The sequence below is a fragment of the Ruegeria aquimaris genome (genome assembly GCF_025751555.1).
Lineage (GTDB): Bacteria > Pseudomonadota > Alphaproteobacteria > Rhodobacterales > Rhodobacteraceae > Ruegeria_B > Ruegeria_B aquimaris.
Genome location: NZ_JAOWLB010000005.1, coordinates 105,448 through 119,364 on the forward strand (window position 1 = coordinate 105,448; position 13,917 = coordinate 119,364).

Consider the following 13,917-nt stretch of genomic DNA (forward strand, 5'->3'; position numbering starts at 1 on the left):
TGGAATCGGGCCGTTTTAACCGTTTTGTCCCAGCCTCAGAACCCTGATTGACCGTTTTGTACAGAGGAGATTCGCCATGTACATCCCCGTTTCCGCGGCCCGCGCGCAGCTGGGCCAGCTCGTCACCCGGGCACAGGACCCGCGCGCAGTGATCGTGCTGACCCGCCACGGCCGCCCGGTGGCGGCGCTGGTATCGATGCCAGAGGTAGAACGCATCTGGGACCTTGGCGATGACGACCGCACCGGCTGGCGGCACGTACTGGCGGGGATGCGCGGCTGGTGGCACCGGCGCCCGACGGTGCCGGGGATGGAGCCGGGGCCGGATGGGAATTATGTCACCGCGCGCGAGGCGGCAATCCAGGTCCGCAAGATCCAGATGACCCGCGCCGAGGAACGCCGGATCCTGAAGGCGGGCGGGATTGAGGGGGTGGAAGGCGGCGAGGTTGCGGGGGAGGTAAGGAAGGGGTGGTTTTGGTGAGGGGGTGGATCATAGGTTACTGGGTAACAACTTCTAGAGACTTCTAATCACATCTCAAACCTAAACGACATGGAGGCTGAACCGACACAAAGGACCAAGCATCCGCAACAAGAACTCATCAAGCGCTTGCCTCATAGTAGCATTCTGTTAACTTGCTACAACTTAAGTTGGTAGCAGTAATGACCATCCCAGATTTTGATATCGGCGGAACCCTCCCCGCATTTATTGGATCAGATCCAACTAAACCAGCGCTCAGATCGCCGTATAGGTCAACGATACAGAACTTTGTGGAGCGCTTTGTCACTTCTCCACAGAGAGCACGTTTGGTTCTTGGCCTGAACCGTTACCGAGAACATTTGTTCCGAGGCGGCTTTGTGGTCGGCTCACAGTGGATAGACGGCAGCTTTGTTGAAGATATCGAAAAAGTAAGAGGGCGCCCACCCAACGACATTGACCTTGTCACACTTTTCCGGAGACCGATAAGGTACGCCAATGATGGGCTTAGGTGGAACACCGACTATGAAAACGAGCTTCACTTCAAGTTTTTTGACCCAAGGAGCAACAAGGCGAACTACAGTTGTGACAGCTACAGTCTTGATCTAGATGCAGACGCTAGCTACCTTGTGCACTGGTCATCATACTGGTTAGGGCTTTTCTCGGAGCAAAGAGGAAGTGCTCGCCGAAAAGGCATCGTGGAGATTCCGTTGCCCTTAGATGTGATGGAATTCCAAAACATTGAAGCGATGGTGAGGGGGAGATTTGATGTCTGACATTTCGAATCTGGAACACCTTCGTTCTGAACAAGTTAAGGTTCAGGCGCTTCTTTTCGAGGCAAAAGAGCTTGGAGATGTTGTTGCTAGATTAAATTTCCAATCTCGTCTAGATGCTATTAGGGAAGAACTAGAGCTAATTGAGAGAACCGATGCCAATGTTGCAGAGGTGGCGCTATTGTTTGACGGCAAACCTGTGCGCGGTCAAAAATCTATTGACGCCAGGTTCGCCATTAAAGCCCTATCTTTTTTCCAAGACATTGTAGCCAAACTTTATGCAGCGAACTCAAAAAATGGCCTAAAGGGAACGCGAGGACAAGTAGCCAAGAGCACGCAATCCGCATTGCGCATCACAGATTTAGCATTCGGCTCTTTTGGGTTTGTATTGCAAGAGGATGATACCGAGCAATCCAGCGTAATCCCAACTTCCGCGCGGGAAGCCTTGAACACTGCCATCGAGGCGATCAACGAATTGACGCAGAGAGATGATGATCGGTTTCTTTTGGAGATAGATGAGATAAACCCTCGCCTTTTTTCAAGTTTAACCGATTTTTTCACTCATCTGCACAACAACGAAGCGTCACTCAAAACAAACCTGCCGAGCCGCTCGGACTACCACTCCTCTGCCGACATTGAACGTGCCTTCAATCGGTTAACCAACACGAAATATGAATTTTTTACTGAGGAGTGGGTCGGTAAACTAATCGGGCTTTCTCCAAGCAATCGCACCTTCGATTTTCACAAGGAAGGTGAATCTCGGATTGTATCCGGAAAGTTTGACAGGCAAATTAGTCAAGATTACCTGGAAAGAATCGAAAGTGACGGCTTGTTGCTTGGCGCTCGCTTTAGAGCGGATATCGAGATCGCAGAAATTAGAAAGCCCAACGGCTCGGTTAGTATCACTTACACCGCTCTTGGCTTTGAAGAGATTAACTAAATAAAATAGAAAAAATCTGAAAAGTCATTTTCATTATTGTGAAAACCAAAATGGACAGCCTCAGCTGTCCACAGTCATTCAGTTCTCGACGGTGTGGGCACGCGTTTGGCCTTGCCAAACGCTTTCGCCCACCGTCTTTCATCATCGCGCGAGATGGACAGCCTCAGCTGTCCATCTTGAGCGCGCTGATGAAAGCTTCCTGCGGGATATCCACCTTGCCGAACTGGCGCATCTTCTTCTTGCCCGCCTTCTGCTTTTCCAGCAGCTTCTTTTTCCGCGTCGCGTCGCCGCCGTAGCATTTGGCGGTCACGTCCTTGCGCAGCGCCGAGAGGGTCTCGCGCGCGATGACCTTGCCGCCGATGGCCGCCTGGATCGGGATCTTGAACATGTGGCGGGGGATCAGGTCCTTGAGCTTTTCGCACATCGCCCGCCCGCGCGCCTCGGCCCGGTCGCGGTGGACCATGGTCGACAGCGCATCGACGGGCTCGTCATTCACCAGGATCGACATTTTCACCAGGCTGTCCTCGCGATAGCCGGTGAGCTGGTAGTCGAAGCTGGCATAGCCCTTGGTCACCGATTTGAGCCGGTCGTAGAAGTCGAACACCACCTCGTTCAGCGGCAGGTCATAGACGACCATGGCGCGGGAGCCGGCATAGGAGAGGTCCTGTTGAATGCCGCGGCGGTCCTGGCAGAGTTTCAGCACATCGCCCAGATAGTCGTCGGGGACAAGGATGGTGGCCTTGATGCGCGGTTCCTCGATATGGTCAACCTTGCTGAGGTCGGGCATGTCGGCGGGGTTGTGCAGCTCGCGCATCTCGCCGTCGCGCATGAAGACGTGGTAGACCACCGAAGGCGCGGTGGTGATCAGCTCGATATCGTATTCGCGTTCCAGCCGGTCGCGGATGACCTCGAGGTGGAGAAGGCCCAGGAAGCCGCAGCGGAAGCCGAAGCCGAGGGCGGCCGAGGTTTCCATTTCATAGGAGAAGGAGGCGTCGTTGAGGGCCAGTTTCTCGATGGCGTCGCGGAGGTCTTCGAATTCGGCCGAGTCCACCGGGAAGAGGCCGCAGAACACCACCGGCTGGGCAGGTTTGAAGCCGGGCAACGCCTTGTCGGCGCCATTGCGGTCATTGGTGATGGTGTCGCCGACGCGGGTGTCGCGCACCTGCTTGATCGAGGCGGTGAGGAAGCCGATCTCGCCCGGGCCGAGCTCGTCCACCATCTGCATGGCGGGGCGGAAGACGCCGATGCGGTCGACATGGTGCAGGGTGCCGTTCGACATGAACTTGACCCGCATGCCCTTCTTCAGAATGCCGTCCATGATGCGGACCAGCACGATGACGCCCAGATAGCTGTCGTACCAGCTGTCGACCAGCATCGCCTTCAAGGGCGCGTCGCGGGTGCCCTTGGGCGCGGGCAGGTGATGCACGATGGCCTCGAGCGTTTCGTGGATGCCGACGCCGGTCTTGGCGGAAACCCGGATCGCGCCCGAGGCATCGATGCCAATCACATCCTCGATCTGTTCGGCCACCCGGTCGCATTCGCTGGCGGGCAGGTCGATCTTGTTGAGGATCGGCACGATCTCGTGGTTGGCGTCGATCGCCTGATAGACGTTGGCGAGTGTCTGCGCCTCGACCCCCTGGGTGCTGTCGACGACCAGCAAGGACCCTTCGACCGCGCGCATCGAGCGGCTGACCTCATAGGCAAAGTCGACATGGCCGGGCGTGTCGATCAGGTTCAGCACATACTGCTCGCCATTGTCGGCGGTATAGTCGATGCGGACGGTGTTGGCCTTGATGGTGATGCCCCGCTCGCGCTCGATATCCATGCTGTCGAGCAGCTGCTCCTTCATGTCACGATCCTGCACCGTCCCGGTCTCCTGGATGAGCCGGTCGGCAAGGGTGGATTTGCCATGGTCGATATGGGCGACGATGGAGAAATTGCGGATATGGGCGAGGTCTGTCATGGATTGGGCATATGATGAGGATTTGAGACTTGGTCAATAGGCTCGTGAACGCTTGCGCACAAGGGCGCACCCCGGCAAGCTGACGCGGGATAGGGTCAGGGGTTGAATGGTTGACTTAAACAACGAAGAAGAGCTGGAGGAATTCCTGAGCGCCCTGCCCCATCGAGCACGTGTCAGCTTTGCCGCGAGGGCAACGCTTCGGGCAGCGCCTGCGGCATTTCAATTAGCTTCTCAACAGCATTTCGACTCTTTCCGTCAGAAGTACCTGTTGACCTGCATTCGTGCCAATCTCGTTGCGGCAACTGCTGCAACGCTGACCGTCTCCGAGATAAATTCGGAATTTGATAGGTCTACTGAATTCTCCTTCGCAATAGCCGATTCAGACGATCCCAACGAAAGAGGATCCCATAACTACATTGTAGCCGCCCGCAGTGCGATTTTTGCCGCCCTCTCCGCCGCCGTCTCCACCCTGTCAGCGCGACACGCTCGCGCCGCCGCCGTCTCTTCTCGCGGTGCCGCCCGCTCCGATCTCTCTGCCGATGTCGCCGATTCTGCGGCTCTCTCTTTCGCACCGAACGAAACCCATCAACTTTTCGCAACATCGCTCTGGCCATCAGGCGCGCCTGATGTATTGGCCAACGCGATCCGAAACTTCGAAAACAGCTCCCCCGGAACGCCTTGGGCCTTCTGGGCCAAATGGTATCGCGGCATGCTGGACGGCAAACCCCTCGACTGGGAGTTGCAGCGCCGGGTTGCCCTGATCGACGATGCCATCTGGGAGGCTGGAGCGGAGGCCGTAGCGCAAGAGATCGAACGGATCGAGCAGCTCTTTGACCTTGAACGCGAAATCGCTGCCCTGAAGAACATGTTGCCGCTCCGTTCGGCGCTGTCCTCGACAAGTCTGATCGGCGACAATGGCGGACCACCTCTGGACGATGGGGTTCAGCGGGCCGTGCGTGACGATTTCGTGCTGGTCTGGGATCAGATCGAGGACCTGGAAGCGGAGATTGCCAAACCCGAGCCATCACCCGGCAGGCTCAAAGCCATCGCCAAGACACTGTGGGATATCTCGGTGCGGATTGCGACCTATTGCGGGGGCAAGATCGACCTCGCCTTGACCGAGGCCTCGAAGGAGGCTGGAAAGGTCGTTGTCAAATGGGGCGCGCCCATTGTAATCGCCTCGCTGGCCTCGCAGAACGAGGGCATCCAACAGGTTTTCAAAGCTATCGGGGCTTTTGTCAAAACCCTGCCACCCGGGTGATGACACTTTCCCGTCGCCCAATCCGTGCGCGTTCTTCAATCCGAGTTTCGGGCATCTGCTGACCAACCCCCGTAGGGTGGGCAGTTTGCCCACCATTGCCTGACATGTCGGGTGCGGTGGGCAGGACTGCCCACCCTACACGTGGCGCGGGGCTTGCCCGATCACTTTTCCACCAGCCATACATTCCGATTGTCGCACCCGATTGATCCGGGCGCGCTCTTTTGCCATAGTATGCGCCGACAGACGGGGCGGCAGACCCCGCGGACAGAGCAAGAGGCCAGGAACGTGAGACGGATTTTGACGGGGGCGGTCTGTGCCGCGCTGATGGGGTTGACGGTGCCGGCGCAGGGGTTCGCAGCGACCGGTGTGATCAATGATGCCTGCCGCCAGAGCGGCCGGTCCGAGGCGACGCCGCAGCGCTGCGGCTGCATTCAGCAGGCCGCCAACAAGGCGCTGACCCGGTCGGACCGGCGCAAGGTCGCCAAATGGTTCAAGGACCCGCATCAGGCACAGGAAGTGCGAATGTCGGACAAGAGCAGCGACGAGGCGCTGTGGCAGCGCTACAAGGCCTTCGGCGAGCTGGCGCAGGCGATCTGCCAGTAATGGGGTTTTGCAGCGCAAGGCGGGCTTGGGGCCCGCCTTTTCGTTTGCTCAGCCGTTGCCGACCTGCCTGAGCGCGGGGCGCAGTTTGTCGAGCCGGATATCGGCGGTGCGGGCGTGCCCCTCCATCCCTTCGGCGCGCGAGATGGCGGCGGTGGCGCGGGCCAGATCGGGCAGCGCCCGCGGCTCGACCTGCTGCCAGGTCACGGTCTTCAGGAACTTGTGCACACTGAGTCCGCCGGTATAGCGGGCCGCGCCCGAAGTGGGCAGCACATGGTTGGGGCCGCTGGCCTTGTCGCCAAAAGCCACGGTGGTGAGTTCCCCCAGGAACAGCGAGCCATAGGCCGAGAGGCGTCCGCGCCACCAGTCCAGATCGGCGGCCTGCACATGCAGGTGCTCGGGCGCGTAGCGGTCGGCGGTGGCGGCCATCTCCTCGCGGTCTGCGCACAGGATCACCTCGCCCAGCGCGTCCCAGGCGGCCTGGGCGCTGGAGCGGTTGGGTTCGGGCAGATCGGCGATGCAGGCGGGGATATGGGCCAGAACCGCCTCGGCCAGTGCCCGGTCGTCGGTGACCAGCCAGACCGGCGAGTTGTAGCCATGCTCTGCCTGCCCGACCAGGTCCCAGGCGACGGTGAGCGGGTCGGCGCTGGCGTCGGCGATCACCAGGCTGTCGGTGGGACCGGCGAACATGTCGATGCCCACCGGGCCAAACAGTTGACGCTTGGCCTCGGCCACGAACTGGTTGCCCGGCCCCACCAGGATATCGGCGGGCGGCGCGCCGAAGAGGCCGAAGGCCAGCGCCGCCACCCCCTGCACGCCGCCCAGCGCCAGGATGCGGTCGGCGCCCGCCAGCGACATGGCATAAAGGATCGCGGGGTGCACCCCGCGCCCCGCCTGCGGCGGCGAGACGGCGGTGATCTGCGGCACGCCTGCGGCGCGGGCGGTGGTGATCGTCATCAGCGCCGAGGCGATATGGGCATAGCGCCCGCCCGGTACATAGGCCCCGGCGGCGGACAGCGGGATCTGTTTCTGCCCGGCGATCAGGCCCGGGCGCAGCTCGGTCTGGAAATCCAGCGCCGAGGCGCGCTGGGCCTCGGCAAAGCGGCGGATGTTGTCATGGGCATAGCGGATCTGGGTCTTGAGATCTTCGGGCACCTGTTCGCAGGCGCGCGCCACCTGCTCCGGGCTGACCACGATCTCACCGGTCCAGCCGTCGAGCCTCGCGGCATAGTCGCGGGCGGCGGCCTCGCCTTCGAGCTTGAGCCGCGCCAGCATCAGTTGCACGGTGTCCGAGGCATCGCCCTGCGTCGCGGCGGGCAGTCCGGGGGCGGATTTCAGAATGGCGATGCTCATGTGCGATCCCTATGATATTTGCTTGACGCAAGGTCAAACCTGATTAAGAAAAAGCAAAACTGTCGGGAGCGACCGGAATGCTCATGAAAGGCGTGACCCTGCGGGGGTTGGAAGTGTTCGAGGCGCTGGCGCGCACCGGATCGGTGGCCCAGGCCAGCGAGCTGACCGGGTTGAGCCAGCCGGCGGTCAGCCAGCAGTTGAAGAACCTGGAACAGGCGCTGGGCAGCGATCTGGTCGACCATGGCCGCCGGCCCATGCTGCTGACACCGGCCGGGCGCGCGTTTCTGCCGCGGGCCGAGACGGTGCTGAGCGAACTCAGGCTGGCGCAGAGCGAGCTCACGGTAATGGACCTGACCCATCTGAGCACGCTCAGCATGGGGTTGATCGACGATTTCGACAATGACCTGACGCCACGGCTGGCCGTCCTGTTGGCCGACAGCCTGACCAAGTGCCGGTTCAAGCTGATCACCGCCCCCAGCCACGAGATCACCGAGGCGATGAAGGCGCGACGGCTGCATATCGCGGTGGCCGCGACCTCGGGCGAGATGCATGAGGGCGTGGTCGAATACCCGCTGGTGCGCGATCCGTTCATGGTCGTGGCGCCGCGCGGCGCTGTCACCGAGGGCGCCGACATGATGGCGGCGCTGCGCACCATGCCGCTGTTGCGCTATGCCCGCGAGCAGCTGATCAGCCGCCAGATCGAGACGCAGCTGGCGCGGCACAAGCTGGAATTCGAGGAGCGGTTCGAGATCGGCTCGCATCTGGCGCTGATCGCGATGGTGGCGCGACGGGTGGGCTGGGCGGTGACAACCCCGCTGGGATACATGCGCGCGGCCCGGTTCCATGACGAGATCGACGCCTTTCCCCTGCCCTTCGCCGCCTTTGCCCGCACCATCTCGCTGTTTGCAGGGTCCGACTGGGCCGACCGGGTGCCGCGCGACGTGGCGCAGACCATGCGCCGTCTGGTGCAAAGCCAGATGATCGACCCGGCGGTGGCCCGGCTGCCCTGGCTGGGCGGCCAGATGCGGGTCATCGACGAACAATAAGCGGGTCTGTGCCGGGGCGGCGGCGCGGACTGAAACGCGGGTCGGGGTCATCGGCAAAGCCTGCGGGTACGATCAATGCCGGACATTGAGCGCAGGCGGACCGCGCCCCGCAAGGGGCGCGCGCGAGATTGCACAACAGGAACGCGCCGTTTTCGAAAAGCTGAAACTGGCCGGGGTTCAGGGCATCAAAAGCGTGATTTCGGGATCAGCGCATGGCTGTGCTATACTGGCGACATTCTACCCGCAGTTATTTTGGAGATTGCCATGACTTCCGATCTGGAAACCAATGAATTCCTGACCCTGACGGGTACCGCGATGGCGCCCGAAACCGCCCCCGGCGGCCAGCCGCAGGCGATTTTTCACGAATATGGGCGGCTGGCGGTCGCCGAGGCCGGGTCCGGTGAACCCGGCGGGCTCGAATCGCCCCTCGCCGCGCCCGAGATTGAGGGCGCCGAGAGCCTTACCGAGGCATTGGGCCGACAGGCTTTCGACTTTCGCAACTCACCCGACTAGCGCGCCGCGAAACTGGATCGCGCCTATCAGGGGGAATCCTGGGAAGGCACGGGCGCCGGAGGGCCGGGGCCGATCCATCCGCCCGGCGACGAGGTGGTTCTGGACGCCGGACCGGAACAGGCGGGCGGCCCCGAGGCCGGGGCAGAACCGCCGCTGTCGGCGCAGCTCAAAGGCCGGGTGGCGGTTGGACTGGTGATCGTCGAAGGGCCGCAACCGCATCTGAAATTCAGCGCCAAGGATCAGACGCGTGTGGTGTCCGAGGTGCAGAACGGCCTGTCCCATCTGGCCAGCGAGGCACCGAACCGGGACGTGACCTTTGTGCACGAGATCTCGGTCCTGGCGGATGTTTGCCTTCAAGGTCAAGAACTAGGGCGATTTTCACAAAAACATGCTTATCGCCGAGCCGGGTCATGCGCTGGATTGCCGTACTTGGAAACCGCCCAGCACAGGATTGGGCGTTTTGCCAATCTATGGCAACGGCGCGGGGTCGTTGCTGAGCGTGCGCAGGTATGCGATCACGTCGGCGCGGGTGCCCTCGTCCTCCAATCCGAGCATGATTTTCGAAGTTCCGGGCGCGAATTGATAGGGGCTGGCAATGTAGGAATTCAGGGCATCGTAAGACCAGTCGATACCCAGCCCATCAAGCACTTGGGAATACTGATAGCCATCGAGCGATCCTGACGGACGGTCCACCACATTCCAGAGAGATGGCCCGGTCGCGGGATCAAAGACCCCATCGGGCGTCGTCTGGTGACAGATTTGGCATCCGCGAACCACTTCACGTCCCTTTTCAGGATTGGCCCGCTGCAACAGGCTGGCGATCGATGGCTGAACAACGCTTTCGGGGGCGCCGACCTCGATGAGTCTGGCCGCCACGGCATCGTGACCGCCGAGCCGCGCCAGATGCAGAGGTGTTCCGATGAAGGAGTTGTATCGACCCGGATCCACGCCAGCACTAAGCAGAGTATTGACGACATCGAGATGGCCCCAACGGGCGGCCACGTGCAGCGGCGTACCGTAGTAATACTGGTTTTCACCCCATCGAAACAGAATTGTGGGGTCGGCACCCGCGTCGAGCAGAACCTCGACGACAGCGTTCTTTCCAAACTTGGCGGCGATGAAGAGTGGAGACACGCCTTCTTCGGTCGTGTTGCTGGTACTGGGAAGATCGACGGGAACGTCTTGCGAGATCAGATTCCGAACCGCGTCTGCATCGCCCTTGCGAGCCATCAGATGTATCATTTCGGCGCGCGCTGAAACGGAGAATGCAACGGTCAATGCGACGAAACAGACGGATATGTCACGAAGATACATCTTGTCCCCTTCCCAAAAGGACTTCGGCAACCGCGCATTCTGTCAATTCACGTCCGGTCGCCGCGTACCAGTCTTCCCCGATAATAGCATGAAAACGCTGCGATCCGGGAACGCAAAAGGGGTTCGGACGAAATCCCCTAGGTTGCCAACTGCCGCCGCAGTTCCGCCGCCGCCGCCTCGATCAGGTCGAGCGCGCCGTCGAAATCCCGGGTGTAATAGGGGTCGGGCACATGGGTGGCGCCGGTTTCCGGCGCGAATTCGGTGAAAAGCCGCACGGGGGTTGAATTGCCTGCGGGGCGCAGCGCCTCGATCTCGGCAATGTTTTCCGCATCCATCCCCAGGATCAGGTCGAAGCGGGTGAAATCGCCCGCGCTGAACTGGCGCGCACGCAGGTCCGAAAGGTCGATGCCGCGCACTGCTGCCGCCGCCTGCATCGGGCCGTAGGGCGGTTTGCCCACGTGCCAGCCCGCGGTTCCGGCGCTGTCGGTTTGGGCATTGGGCATCAGCGCGCGGAACACCCCCTCGGCAGCGGGCGACCGGCAGATGTTGCCAAGGCAGACGAAGAGGATACGGTGGGTCATGCGGGGCTCCGGTTTTGTCCCGATCCTTATGCGAAAGGCCGGGCATGGAAAAGATCGTCATACTGACCGGGGCCGGAATATCGGCCGAAAGCGGGCTGGGCACGTTCCGCGACAAGGACGGGATCTGGACGAAATACCCGCTGGAGGATGTGGCGACGCCCGAGGGGTTTGCCCGCGATCCGGTGCTGGTGCACGCGTTCTACAACGCGCGCCGGGTGCAGGCCGCCGCCGCGCAGCCCAATGCCGCGCATCAGGCGCTGGCGCGGTTGCAGCGGGACTGGCCGGGCGAGGTGGTGATCGTAACGCAGAATGTGGATGCCCTGCACGAGGCGGGCGGCGCGCGGGAGGTGATCCATATGCATGGCACGCTGGCGGGTGCGCTTTGCGCCGCCTGCGGCCATCGCTGGCAGGCGCCCGAGGTGATGAATACCCAGACCCCCTGCCCCGCCTGTGCCCGCCCGGCGGCGCGGCCCGACGTGGTCTGGTTCGGCGAGATGCCCTATTTCATGGACGCGATCTATGACCATCTGGCGGGCTGTTCCGTATTCGCGGCCATCGGTACCTCGGGGCAGGTCTATCCGGCGGCGGCCTTTGTACACGAGGCAATCGCGGCGGGGGCGCGGACGGTGGAGATGAACCTGGAACCCTCGGCGGTGGTATCAAGTTTCGACGAGACCCGGTTCGGCCCGGCCAGCCGGATCGTGCCCGACTGGGTGGACCGCCTGCTGGAGGGACGGGCATGAGCGGGTTCCTGATCCTGTCGGATGTCGAACTATCCGGACTGGGGATCACCACGACCGAGGTGCTGACGGCGCTGGAGGCGGCGATCACGGCACAGGCGCGCGGCGCGGTGCAGGTGGCGCCGAAATCGGCGGTGCTGCCGGGCGACGGGCGTTATGTGATGACGACGCTGGCCACGGGCGACGGGCCGGATCTGACAGTGGTCAAGTCGGTGATGGTGAGCCCGCGCAACCCGTCGCGCGGATTACCGGGGGTCGAGGGCGTTGTCTTGGTACAGGACAGCGAGACCGGAGAGATGCGGGCGCTGATGCAGGCGGGCTGGCTGACCGGGGTACGTACCGCCGGGTTGAGCGCGGTGGCGGCGCGGCGGTTGGCCGACCCGGCGGCCGAGACGATCACCTTTGTCGGTACTGGCGCGCAGGCGCGCAGCCATCTGGCGGCGTTCTGCGACCTGTTCCCGCTGCGGCGCGCGGTACTGGTGGGGCGCGGCGCGGGTAATCTGGAGCGTCTGGCCACGCTGGCCCGGGCGCGGGGGCTGGAGGTGGAGATCGCCAGCACGCCGCAGGCGGCACTGGCGGTGGCGGATATCGTGGTCTCTTCGGTGACGCTGGCCTATGGGATGGAGCCATTTCTGGACGCCCGCTGGCTGAAACCCGGCGCCTTTGCCGCGATCACCGATGCAGGTGTGCCCTGGCGGACCGAAGGGATGGCGGCGCTGGCGCCGCTCTATATCGACGATCAGGCGCAGGAGATGGACAACCCCCGCCCGATGGTCGCACCGGCTCTGGTGAGCGGCGATCTGGCGTCGCTGGTGACCGGACCGGACCTTGCGCGCAACCCGGCGGCACGCGCCGGTTTCGTGTTTCGCGGCATGGCGATCGGCGATTTTGCGGTTGCGGCCTTGGCGCTGGACCGCGCTCTTGAAAAGGGTGCGGGCCTGCGAGCGGGCTGGGCGCCCAGGCCGGGTTCAGACCCGGCCTGACGCATGGATGAGGGCTGCAACGCAGCCTGAAGACAGGCGTGCCCGCCCCTCAGTTCTTCTTCATCTGGCCGTGGCCGCCACCCTGACGCTCCAGATCGACGGGGATTTCGACCTCGATCTCGCCCGCCTTTTCGAACACCAGCGTCACCGGCACCATCGCGCCCTGCTCAAAGGGCGCCTTGATGCCCATGAACATCACATGATCGCCACCGCGCGCCAGCGCGTGCATGCCACCGGCGGGGATCACGAAGCCTTCGGGCACATGCATCATCTGCGCGACGCCCTGATCGTTGATCTTGTGGGTGTGCAGTTCCACCCGGGCCGACACGTCCGAGCGGGCTTCGATGAGCCGGTCGTCGGTATCGCCGGTATTGTGGATCATCATGAAGGCGGCGCCCGCCTTGGCATTGGCGCCCGCCGAACGGGCATAGGCGTCGTCAATGGTGATGTCCCTGGCCAGCGCGGTGGTGGCAAGGGTCAGGGTTGCGGCAGCAGCCAGCAGTGCGGATTTGAACGACATGGGTCTCTCTCCTTGGTCATGTCCTATGTGGTCTGATTTGGATTGGATCAGACCGGGACGGGCGGCGCGCGGGCCGGAACGGCAGAGAGAGTTGCGGAAATAAGGCTGGCACGGGTGCCATCGGGTTGCGGACCGGCACCCTCGGGCAGGACAGGCAGGGCTAAGACGTCAGGCGTCAGCGCCCCCAGCAGGGCCAATGCGAAATCGGGACAGTAATGCGGCGGGGCCGCCGGTTGCCCGTCCTCATCCATGTAGAGGATCACCGGGCCGGTGCCGGTACAGATCTCCATCTGCCCAACCGCGGCGTTCAAGCCACGGGAATTGGCCAGCCCCTGCCCGGTCAGCGCCAGCAGCGCGGCCAGGATCAGGGCGAGGGATATGCGCAGACGGATCATCATTGCCGATCTGCTAGCGCGTTCCCACGGGGGAACACAAGGCGGCATCGGGCCGCTGTGACAGCTGGACGCTTGCCCCGGACGCGGAAAACCCCGCACCGATCGGCGCGGGGTTCTCTGCAATCCAGTGGCCTGAAGTCGATCAGGCCGCGGCTTGTGCCTTGGCGATCTCTTTCTTGACCTTCAGGGCGTTGTCGGACAGGTCCTCGTCCTTGGCCTTGGCCAGGAAAGCGTCCAGACCGCCACGGTGATCGACCGAGCGCAGGGCAGCCGCCGAGATGCGCAGCTTGACGCCACGGCCCAGGGTTTCCGACTGCAACGTCACGTCGTTCAGGTTGGGCAGAAAACGACGGCGGGTCTTGTTGTTTGCATGGCTGACATTGTTGCCAGTCATCGGGCCTTTTCCGGTCAGTTCGCAACGGCGCGACATGGTCTCTTCCTTCGTATCTGGTGGCAGGCGTGA

Annotated in this window: 17 protein-coding genes; 9 read left to right on the forward strand and 8 right to left on the reverse strand. The window is 62.4% G+C overall.

Translation table 11 applies throughout. The annotated features are described in order from the left end of the window. Nucleotides 1-76: 76 nt before the first annotated feature. The 3 genes from OE747_RS09450 to OE747_RS09460 all read left to right on the forward strand — a co-directional run bounded on the left by OE747_RS09450 (nt 77) and on the right by OE747_RS09460 (nt 2,185). Nucleotides 77-478 (forward strand): type II toxin-antitoxin system Phd/YefM family antitoxin, encoded by a 402-nt coding sequence (locus OE747_RS09450; protein ID WP_263828359.1) that lies wholly within the window; start codon nt 77-79, stop codon nt 476-478. Between the two features lie 179 nt (nt 479-657). Then, the gene (locus tag OE747_RS09455; RefSeq protein ID WP_263828360.1) at nt 658-1,248 is read left to right on the forward strand and encodes a DUF6932 family protein; all 591 of its coding nucleotides are present in this window, start codon (nt 658-660) and stop codon (nt 1,246-1,248) included. After that, complete coding sequence (locus OE747_RS09460; RefSeq protein WP_238904873.1) at nt 1,241-2,185, forward strand: hypothetical protein; 945 nt, start codon at nt 1,241-1,243, stop codon at nt 2,183-2,185. The genes OE747_RS09455 and OE747_RS09460 overlap by 8 nt, the downstream gene beginning before the upstream one ends. Before the next feature lie 163 nt (nt 2,186-2,348). On the opposite strand, the gene lepA is transcribed toward OE747_RS09460, so the two are convergent. Next, nucleotides 2,349-4,148, reverse strand: coding sequence for a translation elongation factor 4 (lepA, locus tag OE747_RS09465; protein ID WP_263828361.1), 1,800 nt, complete (start codon nt 4,146-4,148; stop codon nt 2,349-2,351). Between the two features lie 106 nt (nt 4,149-4,254). Here lepA and OE747_RS09470 point away from each other — a divergent pair, with 106 nt between their 5' ends. Further along, complete coding sequence (locus OE747_RS09470; RefSeq protein ID WP_263828362.1) at nt 4,255-5,409, forward strand: hypothetical protein; 1,155 nt, start codon at nt 4,255-4,257, stop codon at nt 5,407-5,409. Nucleotides 5,410-5,694: 285 nt separating this feature from the next. Next, nucleotides 5,695-6,012 carry a hypothetical protein gene (locus OE747_RS09475; RefSeq protein ID WP_263389274.1) on the forward strand — a complete coding sequence of 106 codons (318 nt, stop codon included), beginning with the start codon at nt 5,695-5,697 and terminating at the stop codon, nt 6,010-6,012. 48 nt (nt 6,013-6,060) lie between these two features. Here OE747_RS09475 and hisD read toward each other — a convergent pair whose 3' ends face one another. Further along, a complete protein-coding gene (gene hisD / locus OE747_RS09480) occupies nt 6,061-7,362 on the reverse strand; it encodes a histidinol dehydrogenase (protein ID WP_263828363.1) in 1,302 nt (433 codons plus the stop codon). A 77-nt stretch (nt 7,363-7,439) separates the two neighbouring features. On the opposite strand from hisD, the gene OE747_RS09485 reads away from it, so the two are divergent. Together OE747_RS09485 and OE747_RS09490 are read left to right on the forward strand one after the other, a co-directional pair. Then, nucleotides 7,440-8,408 carry a LysR family transcriptional regulator gene (locus tag OE747_RS09485; protein ID WP_263828364.1) on the forward strand — a complete coding sequence of 323 codons (969 nt, stop codon included), beginning with the start codon at nt 7,440-7,442 and terminating at the stop codon, nt 8,406-8,408. Between the two features lie 264 nt (nt 8,409-8,672). Then, nucleotides 8,673-8,921 carry a hypothetical protein gene (locus OE747_RS09490; protein ID WP_263828365.1) on the forward strand — a complete coding sequence of 83 codons (249 nt, stop codon included), beginning with the start codon at nt 8,673-8,675 and terminating at the stop codon, nt 8,919-8,921. Here OE747_RS09490 and OE747_RS09495 read toward each other — a convergent pair. The 3 genes from OE747_RS09495 to OE747_RS09505 form a co-directional block, all read right to left on the reverse strand. Continuing rightward, nucleotides 8,910-9,245, reverse strand: coding sequence for a hypothetical protein (locus OE747_RS09495; protein ID WP_263828366.1), 336 nt, complete (start codon nt 9,243-9,245; stop codon nt 8,910-8,912). The genes OE747_RS09490 and OE747_RS09495 overlap by 12 nt on opposite strands. A 144-nt stretch (nt 9,246-9,389) precedes the next feature. After that, a complete protein-coding gene (locus OE747_RS09500; RefSeq protein ID WP_263828367.1) occupies nt 9,390-10,235 on the reverse strand; it encodes an ankyrin repeat domain-containing protein in 846 nt (281 codons plus the stop codon). 137 nt (nt 10,236-10,372) lie between these two features. Continuing rightward, nucleotides 10,373-10,816, reverse strand: a complete 444-nt coding sequence (locus OE747_RS09505) for a low molecular weight protein-tyrosine-phosphatase (RefSeq protein WP_263828368.1) — start codon at nt 10,814-10,816, stop codon at nt 10,373-10,375. A gap of 44 nt (nt 10,817-10,860) precedes the next feature. Here OE747_RS09505 and OE747_RS09510 point away from each other — a divergent pair, with 44 nt between their 5' ends. Beyond that, a complete protein-coding gene (locus OE747_RS09510) occupies nt 10,861-11,559 on the forward strand; it encodes an NAD-dependent deacylase (protein ID WP_263828369.1) in 699 nt (232 codons plus the stop codon). Next, nucleotides 11,556-12,539 carry an ornithine cyclodeaminase family protein gene (locus OE747_RS09515; RefSeq protein WP_263828370.1) on the forward strand — a complete coding sequence of 328 codons (984 nt, stop codon included), beginning with the start codon at nt 11,556-11,558 and terminating at the stop codon, nt 12,537-12,539. The genes OE747_RS09510 and OE747_RS09515 overlap by 4 nt, the downstream gene beginning before the upstream one ends. A 49-nt stretch (nt 12,540-12,588) precedes the next feature. Here OE747_RS09515 and OE747_RS09520 read toward each other — a convergent pair whose 3' ends face one another. The 3 genes from OE747_RS09520 to rpmB all read right to left on the reverse strand — a co-directional run bounded on the left by OE747_RS09520 (nt 12,589) and on the right by rpmB (nt 13,884). Continuing rightward, entirely contained in the window at nt 12,589-13,059 is a 471-nt protein-coding gene (locus OE747_RS09520) for a copper chaperone PCu(A)C (RefSeq protein WP_263828371.1), read from the reverse strand. 47 nt (nt 13,060-13,106) lie between these two features. Then, the gene (locus OE747_RS09525) at nt 13,107-13,457 is read right to left on the reverse strand and encodes a hypothetical protein (protein WP_263828372.1); all 351 of its coding nucleotides are present in this window, start codon (nt 13,455-13,457) and stop codon (nt 13,107-13,109) included. A gap of 139 nt (nt 13,458-13,596) precedes the next feature. Further along, nucleotides 13,597-13,884, reverse strand: a complete 288-nt coding sequence (rpmB, locus tag OE747_RS09530) for a 50S ribosomal protein L28 (RefSeq protein WP_263389265.1) — start codon at nt 13,882-13,884, stop codon at nt 13,597-13,599. Between the last annotated feature and the right edge of the window lie 33 nt (nt 13,885-13,917).

Coding starts and splice junctions, on each gene's coding strand:
- OE747_RS09460 (WP_238904873.1), top strand. CDS start 1,241: ATGTCTGACATTTCGAATCTGGAACACCTTCGTTCTGAACAAGTTAAG.
- OE747_RS09500 (WP_263828367.1), bottom strand. CDS start 10,235: ATGTATCTTCGTGACATATCCGTCTGTTTCGTCGCATTGACCGTTGCA.
- OE747_RS09455 (WP_263828360.1), top strand. CDS start 658: ATGACCATCCCAGATTTTGATATCGGCGGAACCCTCCCCGCATTTATT.
- OE747_RS09450 (WP_263828359.1), top strand. CDS start 77: ATGTACATCCCCGTTTCCGCGGCCCGCGCGCAGCTGGGCCAGCTCGTC.
- rpmB (WP_263389265.1), bottom strand. CDS start 13,884: ATGTCGCGCCGTTGCGAACTGACCGGAAAAGGCCCGATGACTGGCAAC.
- OE747_RS09490 (WP_263828365.1), top strand. CDS start 8,673: ATGACTTCCGATCTGGAAACCAATGAATTCCTGACCCTGACGGGTACC.
- OE747_RS09505 (WP_263828368.1), bottom strand. CDS start 10,816: ATGACCCACCGTATCCTCTTCGTCTGCCTTGGCAACATCTGCCGGTCG.
- lepA (WP_263828361.1), bottom strand. CDS start 4,148: ATGACAGACCTCGCCCATATCCGCAATTTCTCCATCGTCGCCCATATC.
- OE747_RS09525 (WP_263828372.1), bottom strand. CDS start 13,457: ATGATGATCCGTCTGCGCATATCCCTCGCCCTGATCCTGGCCGCGCTG.
- OE747_RS09520 (WP_263828371.1), bottom strand. CDS start 13,059: ATGTCGTTCAAATCCGCACTGCTGGCTGCTGCCGCAACCCTGACCCTT.
- hisD (WP_263828363.1), bottom strand. CDS start 7,362: ATGAGCATCGCCATTCTGAAATCCGCCCCCGGACTGCCCGCCGCGACG.
- OE747_RS09470 (WP_263828362.1), top strand. CDS start 4,255: ATGGTTGACTTAAACAACGAAGAAGAGCTGGAGGAATTCCTGAGCGCC.
- OE747_RS09515 (WP_263828370.1), top strand. CDS start 11,556: ATGAGCGGGTTCCTGATCCTGTCGGATGTCGAACTATCCGGACTGGGG.
- OE747_RS09485 (WP_263828364.1), top strand. CDS start 7,440: ATGCTCATGAAAGGCGTGACCCTGCGGGGGTTGGAAGTGTTCGAGGCG.
- OE747_RS09510 (WP_263828369.1), top strand. CDS start 10,861: ATGGAAAAGATCGTCATACTGACCGGGGCCGGAATATCGGCCGAAAGC.